The organism is Thiosocius teredinicola, assembly GCF_002009425.1.
Lineage (GTDB): Bacteria > Pseudomonadota > Gammaproteobacteria > Chromatiales > Chromatiaceae > Thiosocius > Thiosocius teredinicola.
Genome location: NZ_CP019936.1, coordinates 1,485,235 through 1,509,454 on the forward strand (window position 1 = coordinate 1,485,235; position 24,220 = coordinate 1,509,454).

29 protein-coding genes are annotated in these 24,220 nt (G+C 60.1%); 14 read left to right on the forward strand and 15 right to left on the reverse strand.

What is annotated here, in order from left to right:
• Window positions 1–112: 112 nt before the first annotated feature.
• Window positions 113–949, forward strand: coding sequence for a transglutaminase family protein (locus B1781_RS07240; protein ID WP_078119018.1), 837 nt, complete (start codon window positions 113–115; stop codon window positions 947–949).
• A 7-nt stretch (window positions 950–956) separates the two neighbouring features.
• Here the strand turns inward: B1781_RS07240 and modC are convergent, their stop codons facing one another.
• From modC to rsxA, 9 genes are all read right to left on the reverse strand, one after another.
• Window positions 957–2,027 (reverse strand): molybdenum ABC transporter ATP-binding protein, encoded by a 1,071-nt coding sequence (modC, locus tag B1781_RS07245; RefSeq protein WP_078119019.1) that lies wholly within the window; start codon window positions 2,025–2,027, stop codon window positions 957–959.
• Entirely contained in the window at window positions 2,017–2,697 is a 681-nt protein-coding gene (gene modB / locus B1781_RS07250) for a molybdate ABC transporter permease subunit (protein ID WP_078119020.1), read from the reverse strand. Before modB ends, modC begins: the two co-directional genes overlap by 11 nt.
• A 168-nt stretch (window positions 2,698–2,865) precedes the next feature.
• Entirely contained in the window at window positions 2,866–3,126 is a 261-nt protein-coding gene (locus tag B1781_RS07255; protein ID WP_078119021.1) for an RnfH family protein, read from the reverse strand.
• A gap of 34 nt (window positions 3,127–3,160) precedes the next feature.
• Window positions 3,161–3,868 (reverse strand): electron transport complex subunit E, encoded by a 708-nt coding sequence (locus B1781_RS07260; RefSeq protein WP_078119022.1) that lies wholly within the window; start codon window positions 3,866–3,868, stop codon window positions 3,161–3,163.
• Complete coding sequence (gene rsxG, locus B1781_RS07265; protein WP_078119023.1) at window positions 3,865–4,527, reverse strand: electron transport complex subunit RsxG; 663 nt, start codon at window positions 4,525–4,527, stop codon at window positions 3,865–3,867. The genes B1781_RS07260 and rsxG overlap by 4 nt, the downstream gene beginning before the upstream one ends.
• Window positions 4,527–5,612, reverse strand: a complete 1,086-nt coding sequence (locus tag B1781_RS07270) for an RnfABCDGE type electron transport complex subunit D (RefSeq protein ID WP_078119024.1) — start codon at window positions 5,610–5,612, stop codon at window positions 4,527–4,529. Before B1781_RS07270 ends, rsxG begins: the two co-directional genes overlap by 1 nt.
• On the reverse strand, window positions 5,609–7,096 hold the full coding sequence (gene rsxC / locus B1781_RS07275; protein WP_078119025.1) for an electron transport complex subunit RsxC: 1,488 nt from the start codon (window positions 7,094–7,096) through the stop codon (window positions 5,609–5,611). The genes B1781_RS07270 and rsxC overlap by 4 nt, the downstream gene beginning before the upstream one ends.
• Window positions 7,093–7,665, reverse strand: a complete 573-nt coding sequence (gene rsxB, locus B1781_RS07280) for an electron transport complex subunit RsxB (RefSeq protein WP_078119026.1) — start codon at window positions 7,663–7,665, stop codon at window positions 7,093–7,095. Before rsxB ends, rsxC begins: the two co-directional genes overlap by 4 nt.
• A gap of 20 nt (window positions 7,666–7,685) precedes the next feature.
• On the reverse strand, window positions 7,686–8,261 hold the full coding sequence (rsxA, locus tag B1781_RS07285) for an electron transport complex subunit RsxA (RefSeq protein ID WP_078119027.1): 576 nt from the start codon (window positions 8,259–8,261) through the stop codon (window positions 7,686–7,688).
• A gap of 418 nt (window positions 8,262–8,679) precedes the next feature.
• On the opposite strand from rsxA, the gene nifL reads away from it, so the two are divergent.
• The 11 genes from nifL (at window position 8,680) to draG (ending at window position 18,170) form a co-directional block, all read left to right on the forward strand.
• Window positions 8,680–10,302: a nitrogen fixation negative regulator NifL gene (nifL, locus tag B1781_RS07290; RefSeq protein WP_334223904.1), complete on the forward strand. Its 1,623-nt coding sequence runs from the start codon at window positions 8,680–8,682 to the stop codon at window positions 10,300–10,302.
• Window positions 10,303–10,366: 64 nt separating this feature from the next.
• On the forward strand, window positions 10,367–11,908 hold the full coding sequence (nifA, locus tag B1781_RS07295; RefSeq protein WP_078121959.1) for a nif-specific transcriptional activator NifA: 1,542 nt from the start codon (window positions 10,367–10,369) through the stop codon (window positions 11,906–11,908).
• Between the two features lie 266 nt (window positions 11,909–12,174).
• Window positions 12,175–13,683: a nitrogenase cofactor biosynthesis protein NifB gene (gene nifB, locus B1781_RS07300; protein WP_078119029.1), complete on the forward strand. Its 1,509-nt coding sequence runs from the start codon at window positions 12,175–12,177 to the stop codon at window positions 13,681–13,683.
• 12 nt (window positions 13,684–13,695) lie between these two features.
• The gene (locus B1781_RS07305; RefSeq protein WP_078119030.1) at window positions 13,696–13,974 is read left to right on the forward strand and encodes a 4Fe-4S binding protein; all 279 of its coding nucleotides are present in this window, start codon (window positions 13,696–13,698) and stop codon (window positions 13,972–13,974) included.
• A 10-nt stretch (window positions 13,975–13,984) separates the two neighbouring features.
• Window positions 13,985–14,206: a hypothetical protein gene (locus B1781_RS07310; protein WP_164513294.1), complete on the forward strand. Its 222-nt coding sequence runs from the start codon at window positions 13,985–13,987 to the stop codon at window positions 14,204–14,206.
• Window positions 14,203–14,634 carry an ArsC/Spx/MgsR family protein gene (locus B1781_RS07315; protein WP_078119032.1) on the forward strand — a complete coding sequence of 144 codons (432 nt, stop codon included), beginning with the start codon at window positions 14,203–14,205 and terminating at the stop codon, window positions 14,632–14,634. Before B1781_RS07310 ends, B1781_RS07315 begins: the two co-directional genes overlap by 4 nt.
• On the forward strand, window positions 14,631–15,914 hold the full coding sequence (locus B1781_RS07320) for an FprA family A-type flavoprotein (RefSeq protein WP_078119033.1): 1,284 nt from the start codon (window positions 14,631–14,633) through the stop codon (window positions 15,912–15,914). The genes B1781_RS07315 and B1781_RS07320 overlap by 4 nt, the downstream gene beginning before the upstream one ends.
• Window positions 15,915–15,985: 71 nt before the next feature.
• Window positions 15,986–16,270: a 2Fe-2S iron-sulfur cluster-binding protein gene (locus tag B1781_RS07325; protein WP_078119034.1), complete on the forward strand. Its 285-nt coding sequence runs from the start codon at window positions 15,986–15,988 to the stop codon at window positions 16,268–16,270.
• A 49-nt stretch (window positions 16,271–16,319) separates the two neighbouring features.
• On the forward strand, window positions 16,320–16,670 hold the full coding sequence (locus B1781_RS07330) for a 2Fe-2S iron-sulfur cluster-binding protein (RefSeq protein ID WP_078119035.1): 351 nt from the start codon (window positions 16,320–16,322) through the stop codon (window positions 16,668–16,670).
• A 2-nt stretch (window positions 16,671–16,672) separates the two neighbouring features.
• The gene (locus B1781_RS07335; protein WP_078119036.1) at window positions 16,673–17,245 is read left to right on the forward strand and encodes a nitrogen fixation protein NifQ; all 573 of its coding nucleotides are present in this window, start codon (window positions 16,673–16,675) and stop codon (window positions 17,243–17,245) included.
• Complete coding sequence (gene draG / locus B1781_RS07340; protein ID WP_078119037.1) at window positions 17,217–18,170, forward strand: ADP-ribosyl-[dinitrogen reductase] hydrolase; 954 nt, start codon at window positions 17,217–17,219, stop codon at window positions 18,168–18,170. Before B1781_RS07335 ends, draG begins: the two co-directional genes overlap by 29 nt.
• Window positions 18,171–18,243: 73 nt before the next feature.
• Here draG and bfr read toward each other — a convergent pair whose 3' ends face one another.
• The 6 genes from bfr to B1781_RS07370 form a co-directional block, all read right to left on the reverse strand.
• A complete protein-coding gene (gene bfr / locus B1781_RS07345) occupies window positions 18,244–18,723 on the reverse strand; it encodes a bacterioferritin (protein ID WP_078119038.1) in 480 nt (159 codons plus the stop codon).
• Between the two features lie 49 nt (window positions 18,724–18,772).
• Complete coding sequence (locus B1781_RS23590) at window positions 18,773–18,949, reverse strand: (2Fe-2S)-binding protein (RefSeq protein ID WP_078119039.1); 177 nt, start codon at window positions 18,947–18,949, stop codon at window positions 18,773–18,775.
• Window positions 18,930–19,358, reverse strand: coding sequence for a bacteriohemerythrin (locus B1781_RS07355; RefSeq protein ID WP_078119040.1), 429 nt, complete (start codon window positions 19,356–19,358; stop codon window positions 18,930–18,932). Before B1781_RS07355 ends, B1781_RS23590 begins: the two co-directional genes overlap by 20 nt.
• Window positions 19,351–19,620 (reverse strand): hypothetical protein, encoded by a 270-nt coding sequence (locus B1781_RS07360; protein WP_174575402.1) that lies wholly within the window; start codon window positions 19,618–19,620, stop codon window positions 19,351–19,353. The genes B1781_RS07355 and B1781_RS07360 overlap by 8 nt, the downstream gene beginning before the upstream one ends.
• Window positions 19,621–19,623: 3 nt before the next feature.
• Entirely contained in the window at window positions 19,624–20,496 is an 873-nt protein-coding gene (locus B1781_RS07365) for an SIR2 family protein (RefSeq protein WP_334223905.1), read from the reverse strand.
• A gap of 149 nt (window positions 20,497–20,645) precedes the next feature.
• Window positions 20,646–21,500 carry an NAD(+)--dinitrogen-reductase ADP-D-ribosyltransferase gene (locus tag B1781_RS07370; protein WP_078119041.1) on the reverse strand — a complete coding sequence of 285 codons (855 nt, stop codon included), beginning with the start codon at window positions 21,498–21,500 and terminating at the stop codon, window positions 20,646–20,648.
• A 183-nt stretch (window positions 21,501–21,683) separates the two neighbouring features.
• Between B1781_RS07370 and nifH the strand changes: the two genes are divergently transcribed.
• Both nifH and nifD read left to right on the forward strand, forming a co-directional pair.
• Window positions 21,684–22,565 (forward strand): nitrogenase iron protein, encoded by an 882-nt coding sequence (gene nifH / locus B1781_RS07375; protein WP_078119042.1) that lies wholly within the window; start codon window positions 21,684–21,686, stop codon window positions 22,563–22,565.
• A 131-nt stretch (window positions 22,566–22,696) separates the two neighbouring features.
• Window positions 22,697–24,178, forward strand: coding sequence for a nitrogenase molybdenum-iron protein alpha chain (gene nifD, locus B1781_RS07380; RefSeq protein ID WP_078119043.1), 1,482 nt, complete (start codon window positions 22,697–22,699; stop codon window positions 24,176–24,178).
• The last annotated feature ends 42 nt before the right edge of the window (window positions 24,179–24,220 follow it).

The window sequence follows — 24,220 nt, forward strand, 5'->3', positions numbered from 1 at the left end:
TCCGCGACGCAGGGGGTAAGCTGTGAATCTGCTTCCGGCGTGCTCGACTTGAACGGCATGATTGGAAGAAGATGGTTGTACGTCGGATCAGCGGGATCTCTGGGGCTGCGCTATGAATTTCCAGATCGACCATTCAACGCACTACAGCTATTCAGTCCCCGTACAGTTGGGTGAACATCTTTTGCGTTTCCTGCCGTCGGGCGACAACCGGCAATGGATTGGCGACTGCTACGTACTGATCGAGCCGCAACCGGCGCATGTCGAAGAATCCGTCGACATGTGGGGAAATCGCCAGCAGTGGGTATCTTTTCAGGGCGAAACGACGCAGCTCTACATACAGGCGCACCTGCAGGTTACGACGCAACTCCTCGATTTCAATGTCTACGATGTATGGCAGCCGTTGTCGCCGGACTACGGTGGCGAGCAGGTCGTGCTCGGTCCCTATCTGAAGCTGCTGGAAGAACCGGATCGTTTGACCGGGTTCATCAGGCCGTTGCTCAACAACGCAGGCAACAACCTGCTGTATTTTCTCGACGGTCTGAATCATACGATTCATCAGTTCTATCATCGCGGTGTGCGTATCGACGGACCGCCGCAGCGCCCGGCGGATACGCTCGCGATGGGCGAGGGGGTGTGCCGCGATCTTACGCTGTTGTTTATGGCGGCCTGCCGACAGGTCGGTATCGCGACACGCTTTGCCAGTGGGTATCAGCAGGGTGACGGCACTCGCCAGATCAGGTACCTGCACGCCTGGCCCGAGGTCTATCTGCCGGGCTTCGGCTGGTATGGCTTCGATCCAACGCATGGCACGCATGTCGGTGACGACCACGTGTTGGTGGCTGGCGCGCCGACGGCGGTCGCCGTAACGCCGGTGGAAGGCGGCTACACGTTCAATGGCCCGCAGATCGACAGCACCTTGACGACCGAGATACGCATCAACACCTTCTAGTTTTCGATCACTGGATCAATGCGACGCTCTTGACCTGCGCATAGATCAGCATCCCTTTACGCACGCCCAAGGCGAGACCCGAGCGACGGGTGATGCGGGCCAGCAGTGTTTGCCCGTCTTCGAGACGCAGACGTACCAGCATCTGTGCCGCGCCGGCTTCGTGCGTATCATCGACGATCGCCGGCACCACGTTGAGGATGCTGGTGTCGTGATGCACATTCAATGCAAGGCTCACGTCGCGGGCGTGAATCCGCAGGCGTGCATGATTGCCGACGCCCAGGTCGGCCCGCGGCACGCTGATGCGGTTGCCGCTGACGACGAGATTGGTCAGGTGAAAGGTCTCGTCGTGTGAAGACACCGTGCCTTCGAGCACGGCGGAGGCGTCGTCGAACGCGGCCATCGGCAGGTGCAGGCTGGTCATCATCTTGCCGATCGGTCCACTGGCGCTGACCTTGCCGTTCTGCAACAGCACCATGCGGTCGGCCAACCGCGCCACCTCGTCCGGGTCGTGCGACACGTACAACACCGGCATGTCCAGTTCGTTGTGGATGCGCTCCAAGTACGGATAGATCGCCGCCTTGGCGGCGTGGTCGAGCGCCGACAGCGGCTCGTCCATCAGCAGCAGGCGCGGGCTGGTCAGCAACGCGCGTGCGATGGCCACCCGCTGCCGCTCACCACCCGACAGCAAACCGGGGTTGCGCCCGAACAAGGGTTCGATGCCCAACAGTGCAACGGCGTCGTCTACCGCGATGCGCCGTTCTGTTCGCGGTATACGCCGATAACCGAACTCCATGTTCTGGCGCACCGTCAGGTGCGGAAACAGGCTGGCCTCCTGGAACACATAACCGATCGGCCTCCGGTGCGGCGGGATCCATTGCGCGTCGTTCTGCCAGACATCGCCGTTGATCTCGCATGAGCCTTCGGCGCGTTGCAGTCCGGCCACGCAACGCAGCACCGTGGTTTTGCCCGACCCGGATGTGCCGAATAAGGCAGTGACACCACGACCGGGTGCGGAGAAGCTGACGTCGAGTGAGAATCCGGTACGCCGTTTAAGGCGAAAGCGGACGTCAATGCTCATGACCCACCTTGCGCATCCGACGTTCAAGGTGATACATCGCCACGACCACGATAAACGAGAACAGCAACATGCCGCCGGCAAGCCAGTGGGCCTGGTCCCACTCCAGCGATTCGACGTGATCGTAGATGGCCACAGACAGTACCTTGGTCTCGCCCGGTATGTTGCCGCCGATCATCAACACGACGCCGAACTCACCGACCGTGTGTGCAAAACCCAGCACGGCACCGGTCAGAAAGCCCGGGCGGGCCAGCGGCAGGGCGACGGTGAGGAATGCGCGCAAAGGACTGGCGCGCAAGGTGGCGGCGACTTCCATCGGCCGCGGTCCCATCGCCTCGAAGGCGTTGCGCACGGGTTGAACGACGAAGGGCAGCGAGTACAACACCGAGCCGAACACCAGTCCGGCAAACGTGAAAGGCAGTGTGCCGATGCCCAATGATTCGGTGAGGCGTCCGATCGCGCCCTCCGGGCCGAGCATCAACAGCAGATAGAAACCGAGAACCGTCGGTGGCAGAACCAGCGGCAAGGCGACCACGGCACCGACCCATTCACGGCACATGCAACGCGTGTTCGCCAGCCACCAGGCCAAGGGGGTGCCGACGATCAGCAGGATGATGGTCGTCAGCGTTGCCAGTTCGAGTGTCAACCATACCGGTTGCCAGTCGATAGTCATGTCGTGTCGTCCTCCCGGGCCTACATACTACTTTGCGGGATCCGGCGCGCCTACAGGGTGTGCAATCGGTCGTGGGCGGTCCAGCGTCAGTGGCAGGCAACGCCGGTGCCGTTGGTTCACCAGGATATCAGCGATCAGGCAATAGGCGGGGATGGCGAGACCCACAGATCAGGTATCGCGACGCTCCACGGTTTCGGGATCGGCAGTGATCGGACGATAGATCTCGACTCGCTCACCGTCAGACAGTTTGGCGTCCAGCTTGGTGATCTTGCCGAAAACACCGATCGATTGATTGTCGAGATCGAGCTCCGGGAACTGTTTCAGCAAACCGGAGCGTTCGATCGCTTCGCGTACGGTGCAGCCGTCCGGTACATCCAGTTTGAGCCAGACCTGTTTGAACTTGTCTGCATAGGCGACACCGACGTGCATAGCGCTCTACTCCAACCTCTACTATCCGTTCGTTTCAGCCTGCATCGGCCGACACGGCATCGTCCGGTGGCGGGCGGTTCGCCTCGCGACGCGACGCGGCGTCTGCCAGACGTTGGTCCAGCACGCGTTTGCCGGCCAACAGAAAACCGAGCACGAGAAAGCCGCCCGGCGGCAACGCGATCAACAGAAAGCCGCCGTAGTTGGGTACCAACTCGAGCTCGAGAAACGCGAAGGTCTGGCCCAGCAGCAAGGATGCATTGTCGAACAAGGTGCCGGCTCCGAGTACTTCGCGCGATGCACCCAGCGCGACCAGGGCAAAGGTGAATCCGACGCCCATCATCAGGCCGTCGAACACTGCCGGTGCAACCGACTGCTTCGATGCGAAGGCCTCGGCACGACCGAGAATCGCGCAGTTGGTCACGATCAGGGGTATGAACAGGCCCAGTACCTTGTGCAAGTCATGCATCCAGGCATTCATGAACATGTCGACCAGCGTGACCAGGGTCGCGATGATCAGCACGAAAACCGGAATGCGCACCTCGGGTGTGATGATGTGACGCAACACAGCGACCGACAGTCCGGACATCACCATGACGGCCGTCGAAGCCAGTCCCATGCCGAGTCCATTGGTCGCGGTGCTGGTTACCGCCAACAAGGGGCACAGGGCCAAGAGCTGGGCGAACACGACGTTGTTGTCCCAAAACCCGTCTTTGGCAATGCGTCTGTAGGAGATGTCGCTCATGAGCCTTGTTTCACCTCGGTTGGGGTTGCCACGACGGGGGCGCGTGCCAACAGTTCACCTTTGTGCTTGCGGAAGAACATGAGGCCATCGCGCACCGCCGAGACTACGGCACGCGGTGTGATGGTCGCGCCGCTGAACTGGTCGAAGATGCCGCCGTCTTTCTTCACCGCCCACTGGTCTTCGGTCGGGTCGCCCAGTGACTTGCCGTTGAAATCGAAAACCCAGTCGTCTTTCTCCGGTTCGATCTTGTCGCCGAGGCCCGGGGTTTCTGCGTGAGCGACCACGCGTACACCGAGCAAGGCACCCTTGGCGTCCACGCCCATCAGGATGTCGATGTCGCCGGCATAACCGTTGCCGGTTACCTGGTAGGCGACCGCGGTGACCGATTCGTTGCGTACCGCGCGATACACGGTCAGGGTCTCGCCTTTGCCGGCCTCGAAGGGCAGCGTGTTGTCCAGTAGCCCTTCGTCGTAGAGCTCGTGCGGAATCACCTGGTTGAGCGTTGCCAGCAGGTCTTCCTTCTGTCGCTCAGCGATGCTGTCGCGCGTGGCAATGTTGCCCATGATCAGAAAGGCAGCCGCCATCGCGGCGAAGCCGCCCAACAGTCCGGCGTGGTAACCGGTACGTTTGCGAAAGCTCGGTTCGCGTACCGCACCCATTATTCCTTCTCCGCCTGATCTGGATAGGTCAGGGGTTCGCCCCGGCGATCGCGGCCATAGATGCGCGGCTTGAGGTAGTGATCGATCAGCGGCGTACAGGCGTTCATCAGCATCACGGCGAACGCCACGCCTTCCGGGTAACTGGTCCAGGTGCGGATCACGTAAACCAGCAGGCCGCAGCCCGCGCCGAACAGCAGCTGGCCGCGCGGTGTGACGGGCGACGTCACCAGGTCGGTCGCGATGAAGAAGGCGCCCAACAGCGCGGCACCCGACAACACATGATAAAGACCGTCGGCGTAGTGTTCGCCGTCGACCAGATGCATGACAGTGGCGATCACAAACAAAGAGGCGAGCATCGAGACCGGGATGTGCCAGGTGATGATGCGCTTGTAGAGCAACCAGGCGCCGCCGAGCAGTATCAGCAGGGCCGATGTCTCGCCGAGGCTGCCGGGGGCGTTGCCCCACAGCATGGCGAGCGGATTATAAAAGCCGTCGAGCGCCTGGCTAACGCTTTCCCCGCCGGTCAACGCGGTGCGCAGATGGCCCAGTACCGAGGCGCTGCTGACCGCGTCGATCGTCGGCGCCTCACCGAAGGTGATCGCCAAGGCTTCGAGAAAGTTGGGTGCATCGGCGCTGAACAACGGTGTCGGACTCAAGAATGCGGTCATCGGCACGGGGAACGACACCAGCAGTGCGACGCGCGCCACCATGGCCGGATTGAACAGGTTCTGACCGATGCCGCCGAACACCTGTTTGGCGACGACGATCGCCAGCAGCGAACCGACCACGCCGATCCACCACGGCGCCCACGGCGGCAGGGTCATTGCCAGCAACCAGCCGGTGAGCAGTGCCGAGCCGTCCATCAGGGTGAGTCTTACGGGCTTGCCGGCAATCTTCAGGCAGATGGCTTCGGCGATCACCGCGGTCAGCGTGGTGACCAGAAACAGCAGCAGCGCCGGCCAGCCGAACAGGTACAGTCCGAACAAGGTCGCCGGCATGAGCGCCAGCATGACGTGGCCCATGATGCGGCCGACATGGTTTGCCTCGTGCGCATAAGGCCCGGCGACAGCGGCGACCTGCGTCATGCATTCGCCTCCGTCTGTGCTGCGGCCGCTGCCTTCTTGCGTTTTGCCTCAGCCGCTTCGCGTTTGCGTTTTTCCATCTGCTCGCGCTTCTTGCGTTTCTGCTCTTCCATGCGTGCGGTTCGCTGTTCGGCCAGGCGCTTGGTTTCCAGCTGTTTGTGTTTGGAACGCTGACGCGCAGCGAGTTCGCCCTTGGCGTAGTTGAAGTACTGCACCAACGGGATATTCGACGGGCAGACATATGAGCACGAGCCACACGCCACGCAGTCCATCAGGCCGATCTTGACCGTGCCGTCCAGATCGCCGACCTTGGCGCGCGCCGCCATCTCGAGCGGCAGCAGACCGCACGGACAGGCGTTGACGCACGATGCGCAGCGGATGCATGCACCTTCCGGACGCGACGCGGTTTCTTTGCCGGTCAGCGCGAGTACACCGTTGCTGCCTTTGACGATCGGCACACGGGTGCTGGGCAGCGGCTGACCCATCATCGGGCCGCCGCTGATCATGCGGGCAGGCTCTTCGACGGTGCCGCCACAATAGTCCAGCAGACTTGAAACCGGCGTGCCGATCAGCACACGCAGATTGGCCGGGTTTTTCACGGCGCCGCCACTGACGGTCACGGTACGTTCGACCAAGGGATACCCGAGACGCAGTGCCTCATGTACCGCGTAAGCGGTGGCGACGTTGTGCACCACGATGCCGATATCAGCGGTCAAGGCGCGTGCCGGGGTCTCACGACCGGTCAGCGTCTGCACCAGGTGTTTCTCTGATCCCATCGGGTAACGGGTCGGCAGGCCGACGACTTCGACGCCATCGAATGCCTGCGCGGCTTCGCGCATCAATCGCTGCGCATCGGGTTTGTTGTTCTCGATGCCGATCAGCGTGCGGGACACACCGAGCGCATGCGCCATGATCCGGATGCCGTCGATAACCTCGGCAGCGTTCTCCTGCATCAGGCGATCGTCGCAGGTCAGATAGGGCTCGCACTCTGCGCCGTTGATCACCAGGGTATGCAGACGGTAACGGTCGCGTAGGTTGAGCTTGACGGCCGATGGAAAGGTCGCGCCGCCCATGCCGACGATACCGGCGTCGGCCACGCGCTGTGCGACCTCTGCGGGTTCGAGGGCGAACGGGTCATCGCACGGCGTCAGCTTGTCCGTCCAACGGTCTTCGCCGTCCGGCTTGAGCGTGATCGTGCGCACCGACAGGCCGGATGGATGGTTCGCAGGAAAATTGCCGATGCCCATGATGCGTCCGGACGTCGGCGCATGTACCGGTGCCGAGATCGCGCCCTGGTTGCGCGCCAGCAGGTCGCCCTTGCGTACTATCTGTCCGCGACGAACGGCCGGCTGGGCGGCGGCGCCGATATGTTGTTGCACCGGAATGTGCAGCAGCTCCGGCATTGGCAGCGTCACGATCGGCTGGCTGGCGGACAGTGTCTTGCGGTCGTCTGGATGAACGCCGCCACGAATGCGGAACAGTTTCATGCTGCGACGTCTCCGACCGGGTTGAGTTCCTGGTTCGCCGGTTTCGGCCAATACCAGGTCTGCGTCGTCGGTTCGACCAGGCGCATGTCGATGCATTCGGTCGGGCAGACGTCGTAACACAGTTCGCAGCCTGTGCACGCATCAGCAAACACGGCGTGGATCATCTTCGGACCGCCGATGATGGCGTCGGTCGGGCAACGCTTGAAGCACTTGGTGCAACCGATGCACAACGACTCATGCACGTAGGCGATCATCGGCGGCTTCTCTTGCATACCCGAAAGGTCGACGCTGACACCGAGCTTGTCGGCGAGTTCTTCGGCCAGGGCCTTGCCGCCCGGAGGACACAGCGTGACCGGGGCCTGGCCGCTGGCCAGCGCGGTCGCGGCCGGAGCGCATCCAGGATAGCCACACTGGCCGCATTGCGAGCCGGGCAGCATCTCTTCGATCTCCGCTTCGAGTGCATTGCCTTCGACCTTGAAGTAACGTGCCGCAACGCCGAGCAACCAACCCAGTCCGAGGCCCAGGGCGGTCAGACTGGTAAGCGCGGTGAACAGTTCGGTATCCAACATTGCTTAATCTCCGGCCGGCCTCAGGCCAGGCCTGAAAAACCCATGAAAGCCAATGACAACAAACCGGCTGCGACGAACGCGATCGGCGTACCGGCAAATGCCTTGGGAACATTGGTCAACGCCAGGCGCTCGCGCATGCCGGCGAACAACACCATGACCAGGGTGAAACCCAGTGCGGATCCCAGGCCATACAACAGGCTTTCGAGAAACCCGTGATCTTCCTGGACGTTGAGCAGGGCAACACCGAGTACCGCACAGTTGGTGGTGATCAGCGGCAGAAAGATGCCCAACACCTGGTACAACGCAGGCGCGGTCTTGCGCACCACCATCTCGGTGAACTGCACGACGGCAGCGATCACCAGGATAAAGGTCAGGATGCGCAGGTAGCCGATCTCGAGCGGGCCTAAGAGAAAGTGTTCAAGCAGCCAGCTCGCGACCGCGGCGAGCGTGAGTACGAAGGTGGTGGCAAAGCCCATACCGACAGCCGAGTCGATCTTGCTCGACACGCCCATGAAGGGACACAGTCCGAGAAACTTGACCAAGACGACGTTGTTGACCAGCACCGTCGCAAGGATGAGAAGCAGGTATTCTCCCATCGTGGTTGCCACCTGATACAGCCTTCGAATGGTGTGGCTGAAGCATCATGTATGCCATTCGGTTTCTGCGCTTGCCGGTGACGGCCCGCGGCGTTCGCCTGCCTCGCGCCGGGGCATCTCAAATCGCTGGAATAGTGTGGTAATTGAGTAACTAGCCCTTTATCCGTGCGTTTTGTGGGTGTTTGGCGCAAACCTGGTGCAGGGCACGCCGCCAGCCTTTGACCCAGCGTCGTTTGTCGGGTTTGCGACAAAACATCGATGACCTCTCTCGGGCTGGTCGCAAACGCGACAGCGGTGCGGTATAGCCGACAATCGCCAACGCCGTTGGCACAAAGCTTACAGCTGCATGACTGCCGATTTCTCGGATGGGCCCGCTTATTGCAGCCACCTGCAAAAGTCCTCGTGTCAGGAGCGCGTCGTGAGTAAACGATCGCCAGAAAAACCGGTTGAATTGGTCCCTCGCACCTTGGGTGCCTTTCTCGACGGCAATCCGAACGATACGCCGGCGGAGATTGTCGAGGCGTTCAACAGGTTCTGCGCCGGTGGAGACAATCCGTTGTCTCCACATCTGTTCTTTCAATTGGTCGAGCTGGCGCCGATTGCGTTGTCCATCGCCGATGACAAGGCCAACATCCTGTATGCCAATCGACGTTTCGAGCAGCTGACCGGATACAAGCGCGAAGACGTGATCGGTCAGAACGAATCGATCCTGTCGAACAAGGCGACGCCGCGCGAGGTCTATCAAGACCTGTGGACCACGGTGACCGGTGGCGATACCTGGACGGGCAAGCTGGTCAATCGCACGAACGAAGGCAAGGCCTATCTTGCCGAGCTCACGATCTCGCCCGGACGCGACAACAAAGGCAACATCACCCACTACCTCGGCATGCATCGCGACATCACCCAGGTGTACGAGTTGCAGTGCCAGGTGGCCAACCAGAAGGGCCTGTTCGAAACGATCCTGGATACCGCGCCGGTCGTGGTCGCGTTGCTCGACGTCAATCACAAGGTGATTCTCGACAACCAGGAATACAAGAAGCTGCTGGGCGATCTGCGCGGTACCGAGCCGGCACAGATCTTGATGCAGGCGGTTGCGGAGCAGGGCGGCAGGGAAATTCCCGAACCCGGCATGAAGGGCAGCGACTTCCGCAACCAAGAGGTACGTCTTGAATTCGCGAGCAGTGGGTCGCGTTGGTTTGTGTGTTCGGCGACCTGGCTGGCAGACATCGACCAATCCGCATCGAGTTACTTCAAGACCAGCAAGCCGCAGTCGGTCTGCCTGTTCGTTGCCAGTGAGACGACGCGTCAGCGACGTGAGCATGAACGCGCACGCATGGAACATCTGCGCGCAAGCCTGTCGGAGCAACAACGCATTCGTGGCATGCGCGAGGCGCTTGCCGCGGCCACCTATCAGATCCAGCAGCCGTTGAACCTGATCAATGCCGCTACGGCGATGCTCGGCAGACAGGGCGATGGCGCGGAGAACCTGTTGCAGGCCTTGCGCCAGATCGGCGACTCGGCTCAGCAGGCCTACGAGACCTTGCGCAATGCGTTGCCGCAAGAAGACGAAGAGCCGCAGCAGTTGCTCAACCTCAACGAGGTTGCGCAAGAAGTGTTGCAGATGGTCACCGATCGCTTGTTGAAGAACGGCATCGTGGTCACTTGGCGCCCGAGTGTTGTGTTGTCGGCCGTGAACGGCAGGGCGAAGCAGGTGCGTGGTCTGCTGATGAACATCGTCGACAACGCGATCATCGCCTTGTCTGAATCGTCGCAAAGCCATCGTGAATTGACGATAGGCACATCGGAGGCCAACGGCGTGCTGGTGGTCACGATCGAAGACAACGGCCCGGGTGTGCCGAGCGATGAACGCATGGCCGTATTCAATCCGCTGCACTGCGGTTGGACGAACAAAGTCGGCCATGCCGGCATGGGGTTGGCTGTCGCGCAAGAGATCGCGATCCAACATGGTGGTGGCGTCGTCATCGACGATACCGAGACTCAAGGTTGTCGCGTCCGGATCGAGTTTCCGGTAGCGAAGTAGGTTGCCCGTGGATACCGGTACGCAAACCAATCCCCAACTCCCCGACATCGACGAACTGGTCGTGATGTGCGACCTGTTGGAGAGTCATCTGAACGCGCTGTACGCTGTCAGCCGCGTGCTGAGTCGGTCGTTGGAATCGAAAGAAACACTGCGTGAAGTGTTGAACGTTCTGCACAAGACCGGCGGTATCTGCCACGGCATGTTCTGCCTGGTGGACGAAGAAACGGGCGATCTGCAGGTAACGGCAATCCATGGCGGCGATGCCGATCCGTTCGAGTCGGTGCGCTATCGCCCCGGTGAAGGCGTTGTCGGGACCATACTCAAGCATGACGAACCGTGGATCGTGCCGCGCCTCGGCGACGAGCCGAAGTTTCTCGATCGTCTGCATGTCTTCCAACCTGAGCTGCCGTTTATCGGTGTGCCGATCCACATCGGCGACAACGACCCGGTCGGTGTGTTCGCGGCACAGCCGCCTGCCGGTGAGTTCGTGCTGGTCCGGCATGCGCGCTTCCTCGAGATGGTGTCGAACCTGATCGGCCAGGCGGTTCGCCTTTCGCGCATGGTGGCGGCCGAGAAACGCGAGCTGCGCGATGAGCGCGATAGTCTGCGGCGCCAGGTCAAGGGCGAGCATGGCTTCAGCAACATGATCGGTCGCTCGCATTCGATGACCACGATCTTCGAGCAGATCCGCCAGGTCGCCAAGTGGGGTACGACCGTGCTGATCCGCGGCGAGTCCGGTACCGGCAAGGAACTGGTTGCCAACTCGATTCACTACAACTCGCCGCGTGCCAGCAGGCCGTTCGTCAAGCTGAACTGCGCGGCTCTGCCCGACAACCTGCTCGAATCCGAATTGTTCGGCCATGAGAAGGGTGCGTTCACCGGCGCGGTCTCGCAACGCAAGGGACGCTTCGAGCAGGCCGACGGCGGTACGCTGTTTCTCGATGAGATCGGTGAGATCTCGCCGGCGTTTCAGGCCAAGCTGCTGCGCGTGTTGCAGGAAGGTGAATTTGAGCGGGTCGGTGGAACGCGAACGCAGAAGGTCGATGTGCGCGTGATCGCCGCGACCAACCGCGACCTCGAAACCGAGGTGCAGGAAGGGCTGTTCCGCGAAGACCTGTATTACCGGCTCAATGTGATGCCGATCATGATGCCGGCGCTGCGCGATCGCATCGAAGACCTGCCGGACCTGGCGCGCTTCATGGTTTCCAAGGTCGCCAAGCAGCAGAGTCGCGAACTCGACATTACCGAGAGTGCGGTGCGTCTGCTGATGCGACACGACTGGCCAGGCAACGTGCGCGAGCTCGAAAACTGTCTTGAGCGAGCCGCGGTCATGAGCGGCGATGGCCTGATCGATCGCGAGGCGATCGAACGCACCGGCCTGGCCGGCCTGCTGCAGCCGGGCCTGCAGGCGCCGAGTGGCGGTGGCGAACGCCGGCGGGCTGCCATCGACTTCAACGACCCCAACCTCGATGAGCGCGAGCGTGTGATCGCGGCCCTGGAAGAGGCCGGCTGGGTGCAGGCCAAGGCGGCCCGGTTGCTGGGTATGACGCCGCGGCAGATCGCCTATCGCATCCAGACGCTCAACATCAAGCTGCGTCAGCTCTGAAGCGTTCGTCCTGAATATCGTCTGGCTGGCTGCCGGTCGTGCTGACCGGCAGCGACACCGTTCAGCGCGTTGAAGGTCTCCCATCCTTTTTGTGTGGTGTTCGACAGGGGCGTAGCGAAAGCCCTGTTGTATTCACGACAAGAGCCACCTGCTGCCTATGAATATTCGTTTTAAAACAGGGTGTTGCGAGGTGTTTCAAGATAGGCATGCTCTCTGCATTACCCAATCCGTCACTTATCTTTTCACCGGTTGCCGGAGGAAGTTTGATGGAACTGACCGTACTGAATAACGACGCAGGCGCAGAGGCTGGTGGTTGTAGCTCGAGCGGCTGTGGGAGCAGTGGCGACCAACTGTCGCACCTGCCGGATGACATTCGCGAAAAGGTACACAACCATCCGTGCTATTCCGAAGAGGCGCATCATCACTATGCGCGTATGCACGTCGCCGTAGCGCCGGCATGCAACATCCAATGTCATTACTGCAACCGCAAGTACGACTGTGCCAACGAATCGCGCCCCGGCGTCGTATCCGAGCTGCTGTCGCCCGATCAGGCCGTCCGCAAAGTGTTGGCGGTAGCCGCCAACATTCCGCAGATGACCGTGTTGGGAATCGCCGGCCCCGGCGATCCGCTGGCCAACCCGGAGCGCACCTTCGAAACCTTCCGTCAACTGACCGAGAAGGCACCTGACATCAAGCTGTGCGTGTCGACCAACGGTCTGGCACTGCCGGCGCAGGTCGAAGAGCTGTGCAAGCACAACATCGACCACGTGACGATCACCATCAACACCGTCGATCCTGAGATCGGCGCCAAGATCTACCCCTGGGTGTTCTGGAACAACCGCCGTATCAAGGGCGTTAAAGGCGCCAAGATCCTGATCGAGCAGCAGCAGAAGGGTCTGGAGATGCTGACCGAGCGCGGCATCCTGGTCAAAGTCAACTCGGTGATGATCCCCGGCGTCAACGACAAGCACCTCGAAGAGGTCAGCAAGGTCGTCAAGGAGAAGGGCGCCTTCCTGCACAACGTGATGCCGCTGATCGCCGAAGCCGAGCATGGCACCTTCTACGGCGTAATGGGTCAGCGCGGTCCGACGCATGATGAACTGCAGGATCTGCAGGACAAGTGCTCCGGCGACATGAACATGATGCGTCACTGCCGCCAGTGCCGTGCCGATGCGGTTGGTCTGCTCGGTGAAGACCGTGGTGACGAGTTCACCATGGACAAGATTGAAGAGATGGAAATCGATTACGAAGCGGCCATGGTCAAGCGTAAGGAGATCCACCTGGAGATCGAAGCCAACCGCAAGGCGCAGGCCGCGAAAAGCGGCGAGGCCTTCGTTGCCCTGGCTTCCCTGGGCACCAAGAAGAAGGAACTGCGCCCGGTGCTGATGGCCGTGGCCACCACCGGCGGTGGGCTGATCAACCAGCACTTCGGCCATGCCAGCGAATTCCTGATCTACGAGGCGTCGCCTACAGACGTGCGTTTCATCAGCCATCGCAAGGTCGACCTGTATTGCTCGGGTGGCGACACCTGCGGCGACGCCGAGACCGCGTTGCAGAAGAACATCCGCACGCTCGAAGGCTGTGAGGTCGTGCTGTGCTCCAAGATCGGTTACGAGCCCTGGGACATGCTCGAAGAGGCAGGCATTCAGCCGAACGGCGAACATGCCATGGAGCCGATCGAAGACGCGATTGCTGCCGTCTACAAAGAGATGGCGGACGCAGGTCAGCTCGACAAGCCGCGTCAAACCGCCGAAGCCGCCCAGGCCACTGCGTAAAGGAGACCCAGCATGGCATTGTCAATTGTTGAAGGATGTGTGAACTGTTGGGCCTGCGCACCGGTTTGTCCGAGCGATGCGATCTTCGAGGCCACGCCGCATTTCATGATCGATGCAAAGAAGTGCACCGAGTGCGAAGGCGACTACGCGAACCCGCAATGCGCGAGCATCTGCCCGATTGAGACGGTGATTCTCGATGCGGCAGGCGATCCGCTCAATCCACCGGGTTCGCTGACCGGCATCCCGCCGGAGACGATGGCCGCGGCGATGGCTGAGATCCAGGCACGGTGACGACATGATCATGGCTACCCTGGAACCCAAGCTCGACACTGTGCGATCGCGTGCACTGCGTCATCATCCGCGTCTCGCGTGGGCCCGGTTCGGATTTGACCTGTTGTGCCGCCTGCGGCGCCCGGTCGATGTTCCGCAACCGGAGTGGGCGAGGGTTTCCAGGCGTGCCTGGCGTCGACACTCGGCGTTGCTGACCTGTCTGTACGAAGAGCGCAACGGGGGTATGCGGTGACCCGCGTGGTGTTCTACGAGAAACCCGGCTGTATCAACAACACGCGGCAAAAGAAGTTGTTGCGTGGGCTGGGGCACGAACTCATCGAGCGCGACTTGCTGACCGAGATGTGGACGGTGGGCCGTCTGGCCGAGTTTTTCGATGGCATGCCGCTGGCCGAATGGTTCAATCCGAGCGCACCGAGCATCAAGTCGGGCTCGATCGATCCGGGCGCGCTGAGCGAGAAGGCCGCGTTGGCGCTGATGGTGAAAGAGCCCTTGCTGATCCGTCGTCCGTTGATGGACACGCCCTTCGGTCTGTCCGTCGGGTTTGATGACGGCCCGGTGCTGCGTGCGCTGGGCGTGCAACTCGAGCCCGATGTCGATCTGCAGACCTGTGTGCGAACGGATATCGACCAAGGCTGCATCCCGGATGGTGGTGTCACGTGAGCGATCTTCAGGATGCACTCGATCACAGGCGCGCCGTGGAGTTCGCGCCTGACGTGTTCTGGGTGGGCGCACTCGATCCGACCTTGCGCACGTTCGATATCATCCTGAAGACCTCCAACGGCACAACATACAACTCGTACCTGGTTCGCGGCAGCGAAGGCGTTGCGATCGTCGATACCGTAAAGCAAGAGTTTTCCGACGAGTTCTTTGCGCGCCTCGAATCGGTCGCAAGCTACGACGAGATCAAGGTTATCGTTCTCAATCACCTTGAGCCCGACCACAGCGGCGCCCTGCCGGAGCTGATGCGGCGTGCACCGAATGCGCGCCTGTATATCTCGACCCGCGCGACCTCGATGCTCAAGGCGCTGCTCAAGCCGAAAGATGAACCGCTCGACTACACGACGGTGACGACGGATGACGTCGTCAGTCTGGGGGATCGCACGCTGCGATTCCTGCACACCCCGTTTCTGCATTGGCCCGATACGCAATGCACCTATCTCGAAGGCGAGGCAGTACTGTTCTCGGGCGATGTATTCGGCTGCCACTACTGTGACTCGCGCCTGTTCAATGACACCGTCGGCGACTTCCGGTTTTCGTTCGATTACTACTATGCGCACATCATGCGTCCCTTCAAGGATTGGGTGCTCGATGCGCTGGCGTTGATCGAACCGCTCAAGCTCAAGATCATCGCCCCGACACACGGGCCGATATTGCGCGACCGGCCGCGTCGCTATGTGGCTCATTACCGCGAATTGTCGCAGTCCAGCCTGGCCGGCCAGATCGGCAACAACGACAAGTCGTTGGCAGTCTTCTACATGAGTTCGTACGGCAATACCGCGCGTATGGCCGAGGCGGTTTTCGAGGGTGCCGACGAAATCCCCGGTGTGCGTGTTTCTCTCTACGATCTCGAGGGTGGTGAAACCGAACCCTTTGTCGACCTGATCGAAGAAGCCGACGCCTTGGCCTTCGGTTCGCCCACGATCAATGGCGATGCGGTCAAACCGGTATGGGACCTGTTGTCGTCGCTCGCCGTCGTCAGCCTCAAAGGCAAGATGGGTGCGGCCTTCGGCAGCTACGGCTGGAGCGGCGAGGCGGTGCCGATGATCGAAGACCGCATGCGCGGTCTGAAGATGCGCGTCCCGCTCAAGGGGCTGCGGGTAAAACTGATCCCAACCGACGAAGAATTGCTCGAGTGTCGTGACTTCGGCCGCTGGCTGGCTTCCGAGCTGGTCGGCAAGCGTACGCAAAAGGCCGTTATCGATCTGGCGGATCTCGGTTGACAGCAGCGGCGAAGGGACGCGCCGATGCGATGTTGAAGAATTGATTGGTACCAAGTAAGCGGAGAAGCGAAATGCCTAAGGCAAAAATCAAGTTTGAAGATATCGAGCAGACGGTAAACGTTCCGGCGGGAACGCGTGTCATCGAGGTGTCCGAAAAGATCGGCGCCGGCATCATTTACGGATGCCGCGAAGGCGATTGCGGCACCTGCATGATGCATGTCGTTGATGGCTGGAACAACCTGAGCGAACCGTCAGTACTGGAAGAAAAAGTACTCAAGGAAAACATGGCCGGACGTCACGACCGTTTGGCCTGTCAGGCTCAGATCATCGGCGATTGCGTGGTCAAACCGGCCTGATAGACGTTTTTTACGTTTACACGCACTGTAGTTTTTGGAGTAACAAACCATGGCACTTATTACATTCAGCAGCGACGAGTACAAAGACAAGACCGTGTACGCAGTTGCAGGCAGTCACACCGAAACCGTTCTGAAAATCGCCAAGATGAACAAGATCCCGATCTCGTTCGATTGCGAAGACGGCGAATGCGGCAGCTGTCTGGTTCACGTTTCCAGTGTTGATGACAAGAACCAGCGGATGGGTGGTCCTTTGACCGCCAAAGAGATCGGCGTTCTGCGCCAGCTCGGCAAGATCACCAAGGACGACGTCGACAACATGGCAGTCAACGATCTGCCGACCGAATGGCGTCTGGCCTGCCAGATGATTCCGCGCGACGAAGACATCCTGGTCGAGTACTGAGCATGTCTGCCTGTAGCGACATCAGCTATGACGCGCGCGCCGTGCACGCCGAACTGATGGGGTGTGCCACGGGCCATGGCAATGACCAGGCCCTGGCATGCATGATCGCAACATGGGCATTTGGCGGAGGGGCCCTGCCGTCTTGGTTGGGCCTTTCTGCGCAGGCATTCGATGAGCTGCTCGCGCTGCATTTTCCCGGTGCGAGCATCTCACCACCGTCTACGGCGGCCGAGGCCGACGGTGAGCGTAGCCTCGAGTTTGCCGACCTGCAGAAACTGATGGTGGAGAATCGCGCCAACGAATCCCTGTCGGAAATCTGGATGGCGGATATCGTCGCCAGTGCCTGCATGGGCAGCGATCATCTGTGGCAGGACCTGGGACTGTGGTCGCGGGGTGACCTGACGGCGCTGATGCAGCGCAATTTCCCCGCGCTGGCGGCGCGCAACGATCGCGATATGAAGTGGAAGAAGTTCCTCTACAAGCAGTTGTGTGAAACCGAAGGGATCTATGTTTGCCGCTCGCCGTCGTGCGAGGTGTGTGCGGACTATGCCAATTGTTTCGGTCCCGAAGAATGAGGCACAGGGGCTGACGCCTGAAGCCGACCACATTCGTGACAAGGCTGTCGGCGCCTACCTCGGTCTTGCTATCGGGGATGCGCTGGGCGCAACGGTCGAGTTCATGACACCGCGCGAGATCGGCGTGCAGTACGGCGTTCACAACGCGATCGTCGGTGGTGGCTGGCTGAGCTTGAGGGCCGGCCAGGTGACCGACGACACCGAGATGAGCCTGGCACTCGGCGACAGCATCTTGCAGCGCGGCGAGATACTCGCCGAATCGGTCGCGCAGGCCTTCAGCGACTGGATGCGCAGCAAGCCCGTTGACATCGGTCATACCGTGCGACGGGGAATATCCCGTTTTCGCCGCACCGGTGAATCTGCGGTGCCCTATGATGAGCACGGCGCCGGCAATGGTGCCTGTATGCGCTGCCTGCCGATCGCGCTGGCGACCTTCGGTGCGCCGGCGTCCGTGGTTGAACAGGCAGTGAAGCGTCAGGCGCATGTTACGCACTGCAACCGCCTGTCCGATGCAGGCACACTCGTGGTCGTGCAACTGGTGCAGGATGGCTTGCAGGGCAGGGGGATCGACCAGCTGCAACAACGCATTGACCAGTTCGTTGCCGTCTACCCCGAGTTCGCGTTTCGCGATCGCAGGAGAACCGAAAACCCCTCCGGCTTTATCGTCGACACCCTGCAGGCGGTGTTTCAGGCGTTGCTGGACACCGAAGATTTCGAATCGGCGCTGATCGATGTGGTCAATCGAGGTGGTGACGCCGATACGACGGGCGCGATACTTGGGATGATCGCAGGTGCGCTATGGGGTGCGGATCATATTCCGGGCGCCTGGTTGAAGAAGTTGGCGCCGGCTGTGCGGTTGCGTTGCGCGCAACAGGCGGGGGCGCTGATAGACCTGAGCCGGCCGCAGCCGGTGTGCAACGCCTAAGAACAATTCTGTCGAGAGACGATTGCCCCGACGAAAGGCAATCGTCTCGAGTATCGGTCTCGCTACGGAGCGTTTATTCCTCGATGCCGCCCATTCCGGATTGCAGGTAGTTCTGCAGGCCGACCTTGTCGATCAGTTCGATCTGGGTTTCGAGGTAGTCGATGTGGTCTTCGGTATCCGACAGGATATCGGTCAGGATGTCGCGCGACACGTAGTCGCGTTTCTGTTCGCAGTGTTCGATGGCGTTGACATAGTGCTCGCGACCGCGGCGCTCCAGCTCGAGGTCGCCGCTCAGACATTCCGGCACATTCTCGCCGATCAGCAGTTTGCCCAGATCCTGCAGGTTGGGCAGGCCTTCGAGGAGCAGGATACGCTCGATGAGCTTATCCGCATGTTTCATTTCCTCGATGGACTCTTCGTACTCGTGCTTTCCCAGGGCCTTCAGGCCCCAGTTGTCGTACATCCGCGCGTGCAGGAAATATTGGTTGATGGCCGTCAGCTCAATCGTCAACGCCTGATTGAGAAGGTCCAATACGCTTTTTTCGCCTTGCATGTGGCCGCTCCAGAGAGATTATGGTTTGCGAACTTGTCGAACGGTCAGTTTAGCAAGTCTTGCCGTCGCGGTGCTGACAAACCATGTCACGCATATGGGATGTACAGCGCCCGCAGCAGGTGCGGAATCCCAGGTGCTGGCGCACCTCCCGCAAGGTGGTTTTTCCTTCACACAAGGCCTGTTTGACCTGACGGTCGTTCACGGCGTTACACACGCAAACGTACATACTGCGGATCCTCAGACTTCTTCAGATGTGCGGCCAAGGCGCTGTCCATACTGAGCAAATGGCTGCGAAACCATTCGGGAACCTGTTGCTGCAGCCAGGCGCGCGCCATAATTTGTGACCCGGCTTGGGCACGCTCGAGAAAGCGTGCGAGTTCCCCCAACACACGCTGGTGCTCGGATGTGTGTTCTGACGTTGCCGGAAAACCGGATTCGTTCATCAGTTTTTCTTCGAACGCGAAATGGTCTCGCGTATGGTCGTGCAGCGCTTTCAGACACGTGGCAAACGAGGCCTTGTCGGCATCGCGCGCCTGCGCGTACAGCACCAGAAACTCGTCGTGTGTCGAGTCCATTTCGGCGATACCGACACACTGGTCGTCGGTCAATACGGCAAACCCCTGCGGATCAGCCATGTGCCTGTTCCCGCGCTGCGGGGCCTGTCGCCTGTCCGTTGGCCTGGTCGACCGCGTAGCGGATTTTGGCATTGGCCTTGCGCGCGACATACGCCACGAACTCGTCGTAGTTCACATAGTCGTGAGCAATGGCGAAGTGGGCTAGTTTTTCGATCAGTTCGCGCGTTGCGTAGACTTCGTCGAGCTGCCTGCCGCAGGTGCGGCAATGGTCGTCGTCTTCAACGCACGCGGTTTTGCCGAGACATGCGCGAAACAGGGCCACCGTTCAGCACCCGACATCCGCAGTGGCGGCAACCGCGACCGGAGATGCCTCCGCCAGCAGATCGGTCCAGTCGGCTTCGATCACCTCGATGCCCTTGGTTGCGCAGAAACGGCGCTCCTTGTCGGTCGGCTCGGGGATCAGCGCCCAGCCAGGCGGGGTGTCGGCCGCGTACACCATGTCCGACAGGACCATGCGCTCGGTGTCGCGCAGCATGCGCATGCCGAGGAACAGGTACTGTTTGCCTTTGCGGTATTGCTTGAGGAAATCCGGAATGGCGAAGCCGCCCATCAATTCGGTGATGTAGTCGACGAAGTCCGCATCCGAGGCGATATAGGTCGCGTCGGGTTTGGGGCTGCCGGTCGGCTTGAACAGCACCGGCAACGAGGTGTCGACCTCGGTCTGCTCGATTTCGCTGTACTTCTCGCCATCGTACTGGTCGATGCGGAAGCGGTAGTCGGTGCCGGCGATACGTGCGATACCGCGAATCAGGATGTGCGGCGTATTGGCATAGCTGTCCTGCAACTGGATATCACGGTTGATGTCGATCACGTACGGCGGCAACAGCGTCGCCAGCCAGTCATGGATCGGTGCGCGGGTCCATTCCGTTTCGCCATACGTGGTATCGAGAAAACGTGTGACCGCTTTGCGACCGCGTTTGAGTTCGACATCCATCGCGGCACGCGGAAACTCGAACATCAGGCGCGGGGCCATCGGCTTACCGCCGTTCATGGCGAGAATCAGGCTGTCGCTGTCGGCCGGAATGGCGCTGCCGTCAGCTTTGCTGACCACGCCGGTCAACACGCCCGGTCCGAGGTAGGGGACGATCTTGCCGCTCTTGATGCCCTCGATGAGGTCGGATAGCTGAGTTGAAGCCACGTTTGTTTCTCTCAGTTGATTGCAGTAATGCTTTGCGTTGTGCTTCTGCAAAACATGGGCCATCACAAAAAACAAAGTAGCCGTAGGGGTTTAGTGACGGTGCGCAAAAGAATTGTAGGTAATCCGACAGGGCGGCGCCGGACCGAATGCTACAAACGCTGCAAGCTCACCTGGTAAACGCCGCCGATAACGAGGTGCTCGTCTTCGCCCTGCAATTGACCGGACAACAGGCTGGGGAAGAACATCAGTTTGGCGCACGGAACATCGGCTGCGACGATGCAGTCGCCAAACTCGCCGGCGCGCTCGGCGCTGCTGGCGAAGGAGTTGAGATTGTTCAGCAGCAAAACCTGCCGGTGTGCGCCGGGTGCACTCAACAACTCGTACTCGCTGATCTGATTGGTGCCGCGGTACAGGCGCAACAAAGCCGTGCGCGGATGCGTTCTGCGCAGTTCGTACTGGCAGTAGGTATATAAAAGGTCGAGTTGTGCCTCCAGGGCATTGGTGTTGTGCAGGCCGATTGCGCGTTCGATGCAGTACTGGTGGTATCGATTGTCGGAGAAGCTACGCAGCGGACCTCGGTGGGCGCGCGGCGACAAACCGAAACGTGATTCCACCCAACCTTTCATCACCGCACCTTCACGGCTGTTGCTATCGAACAACCAGCCGCGCAACAACCGCAGATAATCCGCTTTCGGCCGGCCGGGATGCCGGCTCGCTGCGTCGTATCCGGCTTCATCCGGATGGTTGAGCTGAAAGATCGCCGCCATATGCGTGCGGAACAAGGCCTGACGTTGGGCGACATCGTCAATCGCGTCGAGCTGTGAGAACAATCCGGCATGCAATGCGGAGACGCCGTCGAGTTGGATGTCGCGCGGGTGCGCTTGAAACGCCAGGCTGCCGAGTATTCGCGTCGGCACGTTGCATCTATTGAAGCTGAGACCGGCATTGCGCGGCAATGCGACGTCGGCGCTGCTGTCGATTGTGTGTGTTTTGTTGTTATCCATACATGCCAGAAGGTTTTGTACGAATTGCCCCCTGATTCGTATTTCCGTGGCACCGGTTAAAAATGAATTAAAAACAGAGGCTTAAACACCTAAAGTCGCTTTGGCACATGGATTGCTCAAGGTGTGTTGTCGGACGTTATGCGTCCCGGATTTACCAGACACACGTTAATAGGAGATTGAACCATGGCTTTGCGTCAGTGCGCGATTTACGGGAAAGGTGGCATCGGGAAATCTACCACGACCCAGAACCTGGTGGCCGGTCTTGCCGAACTCGGTAAAAAGGTCATGATCGTCGGTTGCGATCCGAAAGCCGACTCCACCCGCCTGATTCTGCACTCGAAAGCGCAGAACACCATCATGGAAATGGCTGCCGAAGCCGGTACCGTTGAAGACCTCGAGCTCGAAGATGTACTGAAAGTCGGCTACGGCGACATCAAGTGCGTTGAGTCGGGTGGTCCGGAGCCGGGCGTTGGTTGCGCAGGTCGTGGTGTTATCACCGCTATCAACTTCCTGGAAGAGGAAGGCGCTTACGAGGAAGACCTCGACTTCGTATTCTACGACGTACTGGGCGACGTTGTTTGCGGTGGCTTCGCTATGCCGATCCGCGAAAACAAGGCGCAGGAAATCTACATCGTTGTTTCCGGCGAAATGATGGCCATGTACGCCGCCAACAACATCTCGAAGGGTATCGTGAAGTACGCCAACTCGGGTGGTGTTCGTCTCGCTGGCCTGATCTGCAACAGCCGTAACACCGACCGTGAAGACGAGCTGATCGAAGCACTGGCTGCCAAGCTGGGCACCCAGATGATCCACTTCGTGCCGCGCGACAACGTCGTTCAGCGCGCTGAGATCCGTCGTATGACCGTCATCGAGTACGACCCGCAGGCCAAGCAGGCCGACGAGTACCGTACCTTGGCTCAGAAAGTCATCGACAACACCAAGCTCGTTATCCCGCAGCCTTGCACCATGGACGAACTCGAAGATCTGCTGATGGAGTTCGGTGTTATGGAAGAGGAAGACGAGAGCATCGTCGGTCAGACGGCTGCTGACGAAGCAACCGCCTAAGGCACTAGCGCTTTCTAAACGGTTGTGGGGGTGTGCTCGCACGCTCAAGCAGTATCGAGCCACGTGGGCTCGCCCCTACACAATTTTGGCGGCCGTGGGCGGATTAGTCCCGGCGTCACAGGAGAAAGAAAATGTCTGCAATGACTCGTGAAGAGACTGAAGCCCTCATCGCCGAGGTGCTCGAAGTCTACCCGGAAAAGGCCAAGAAAGATCGCGCCAAGCACTTGGCGGTCAACGATCATGAGGTTGAACAGTCGAAGAAATGCATCACGTCCAACCGTAAGTCGCTGCCGGGTGTCATGACCATCCGTGGTTGTGCCTACGCAGGTTCGAAAGGTGTGGTTTGGGGTCCGATCAAGGACATGATCCACATCTCGCACGGCCCGGTTGGCTGTGGCCAGTACTCGCGTGCCGGTCGTCGTAACTACTACGTTGGTGTTACCGGCGTTAATACGTTCGGCACCATGAACTTCACCTCGGACTTCCAAGAGAAGGACATCGTGTTCGGCGGCGACAAGAAGCTGGACAAGATGATCACCGAGATCGAGCAGCTGTTCCCGCTGCACAAAGGTGTTTCGATTCAGTCGGAATGTCCGATCGGTTTGATCGGTGACGACATCGAGGCCGTCGCCAAGAAGCAGGCCAAGGAACTCGAAAAGCCGGTCGTGCCGGTGCGTTGTGAGGGCTTCCGCGGTGTTTCGCAGTCGCTGGGTCACCACATCGCCAACGACGCGATCCGTGACTGGGTCATCGGCAACCGCGACGGCGACGACAGCTTCGAAACCACCCCGTACGACGTTGCCGTCATCGGCGACTACAACATCGGCGGTGATGCCTGGGCTTCGCGTACCCTGCTCGAAGAGATGGGTCTGCGTGTTGTTGCACAGTGGTCGGGTGACGGCACCCTGTCGGAGATCGAGCTGACCCCGAAGGTCAAGCTGAACCTGATCCACTGCTACCGCTCGATGAACTACATCTCGCGTCACATGGAAGAGAAGTACGGTATTCCGTGGATTGAATACAACTTCTTCGGTCCGACCAAGATCGCCGAGTCGTTGCGTAAAATTGCCAGCCACTTCGATGACAAGATCAAAGAAGGTGCTGAGCGTGTTATCGAACGCTACAAAGCTGAGTATGAGGCGGTTATCGCCAAGTACCGTCCGCGTCTCGAAGGCAAGAGAGTCATGCTTTACATCGGTGGCCTGCGTCCGCGTCACGTCATCGGTGCCTATGAAGACCTGGGTATGGAAGTTGTCGGTACCGGTTATGAGTTCGCTCATAACGACGACTACGACCGCACCATCAAGGAAATGGGCAATGCGACCCTGCTGTACGACGACGTAACCGGTTACGAATTCGAAGAGTTCGTGAAGAAAGTCAAGCCCGACCTGATCGGTTCCGGCATCAAGGAGAAGTACATCTTCCAGAAGATGGGCATCCCCTTCCGTCAGATGCACTCCTGGGACTACTCAGGCCCGTATCACGGCTATGACGGCTTCGCCATCTTCGCCCGTGACATGGACATGACGCTGAACAACCCGTGCTGGAAAAACATCCAGGCACCGTGGAAGCAGGCGTCGGACGAGTCCGAGGCTGTAGCTGCAGGCGCCTAAGGCACTGCGCTATTGGTGAGGCCGGATCGGCAAGGTCAGGAA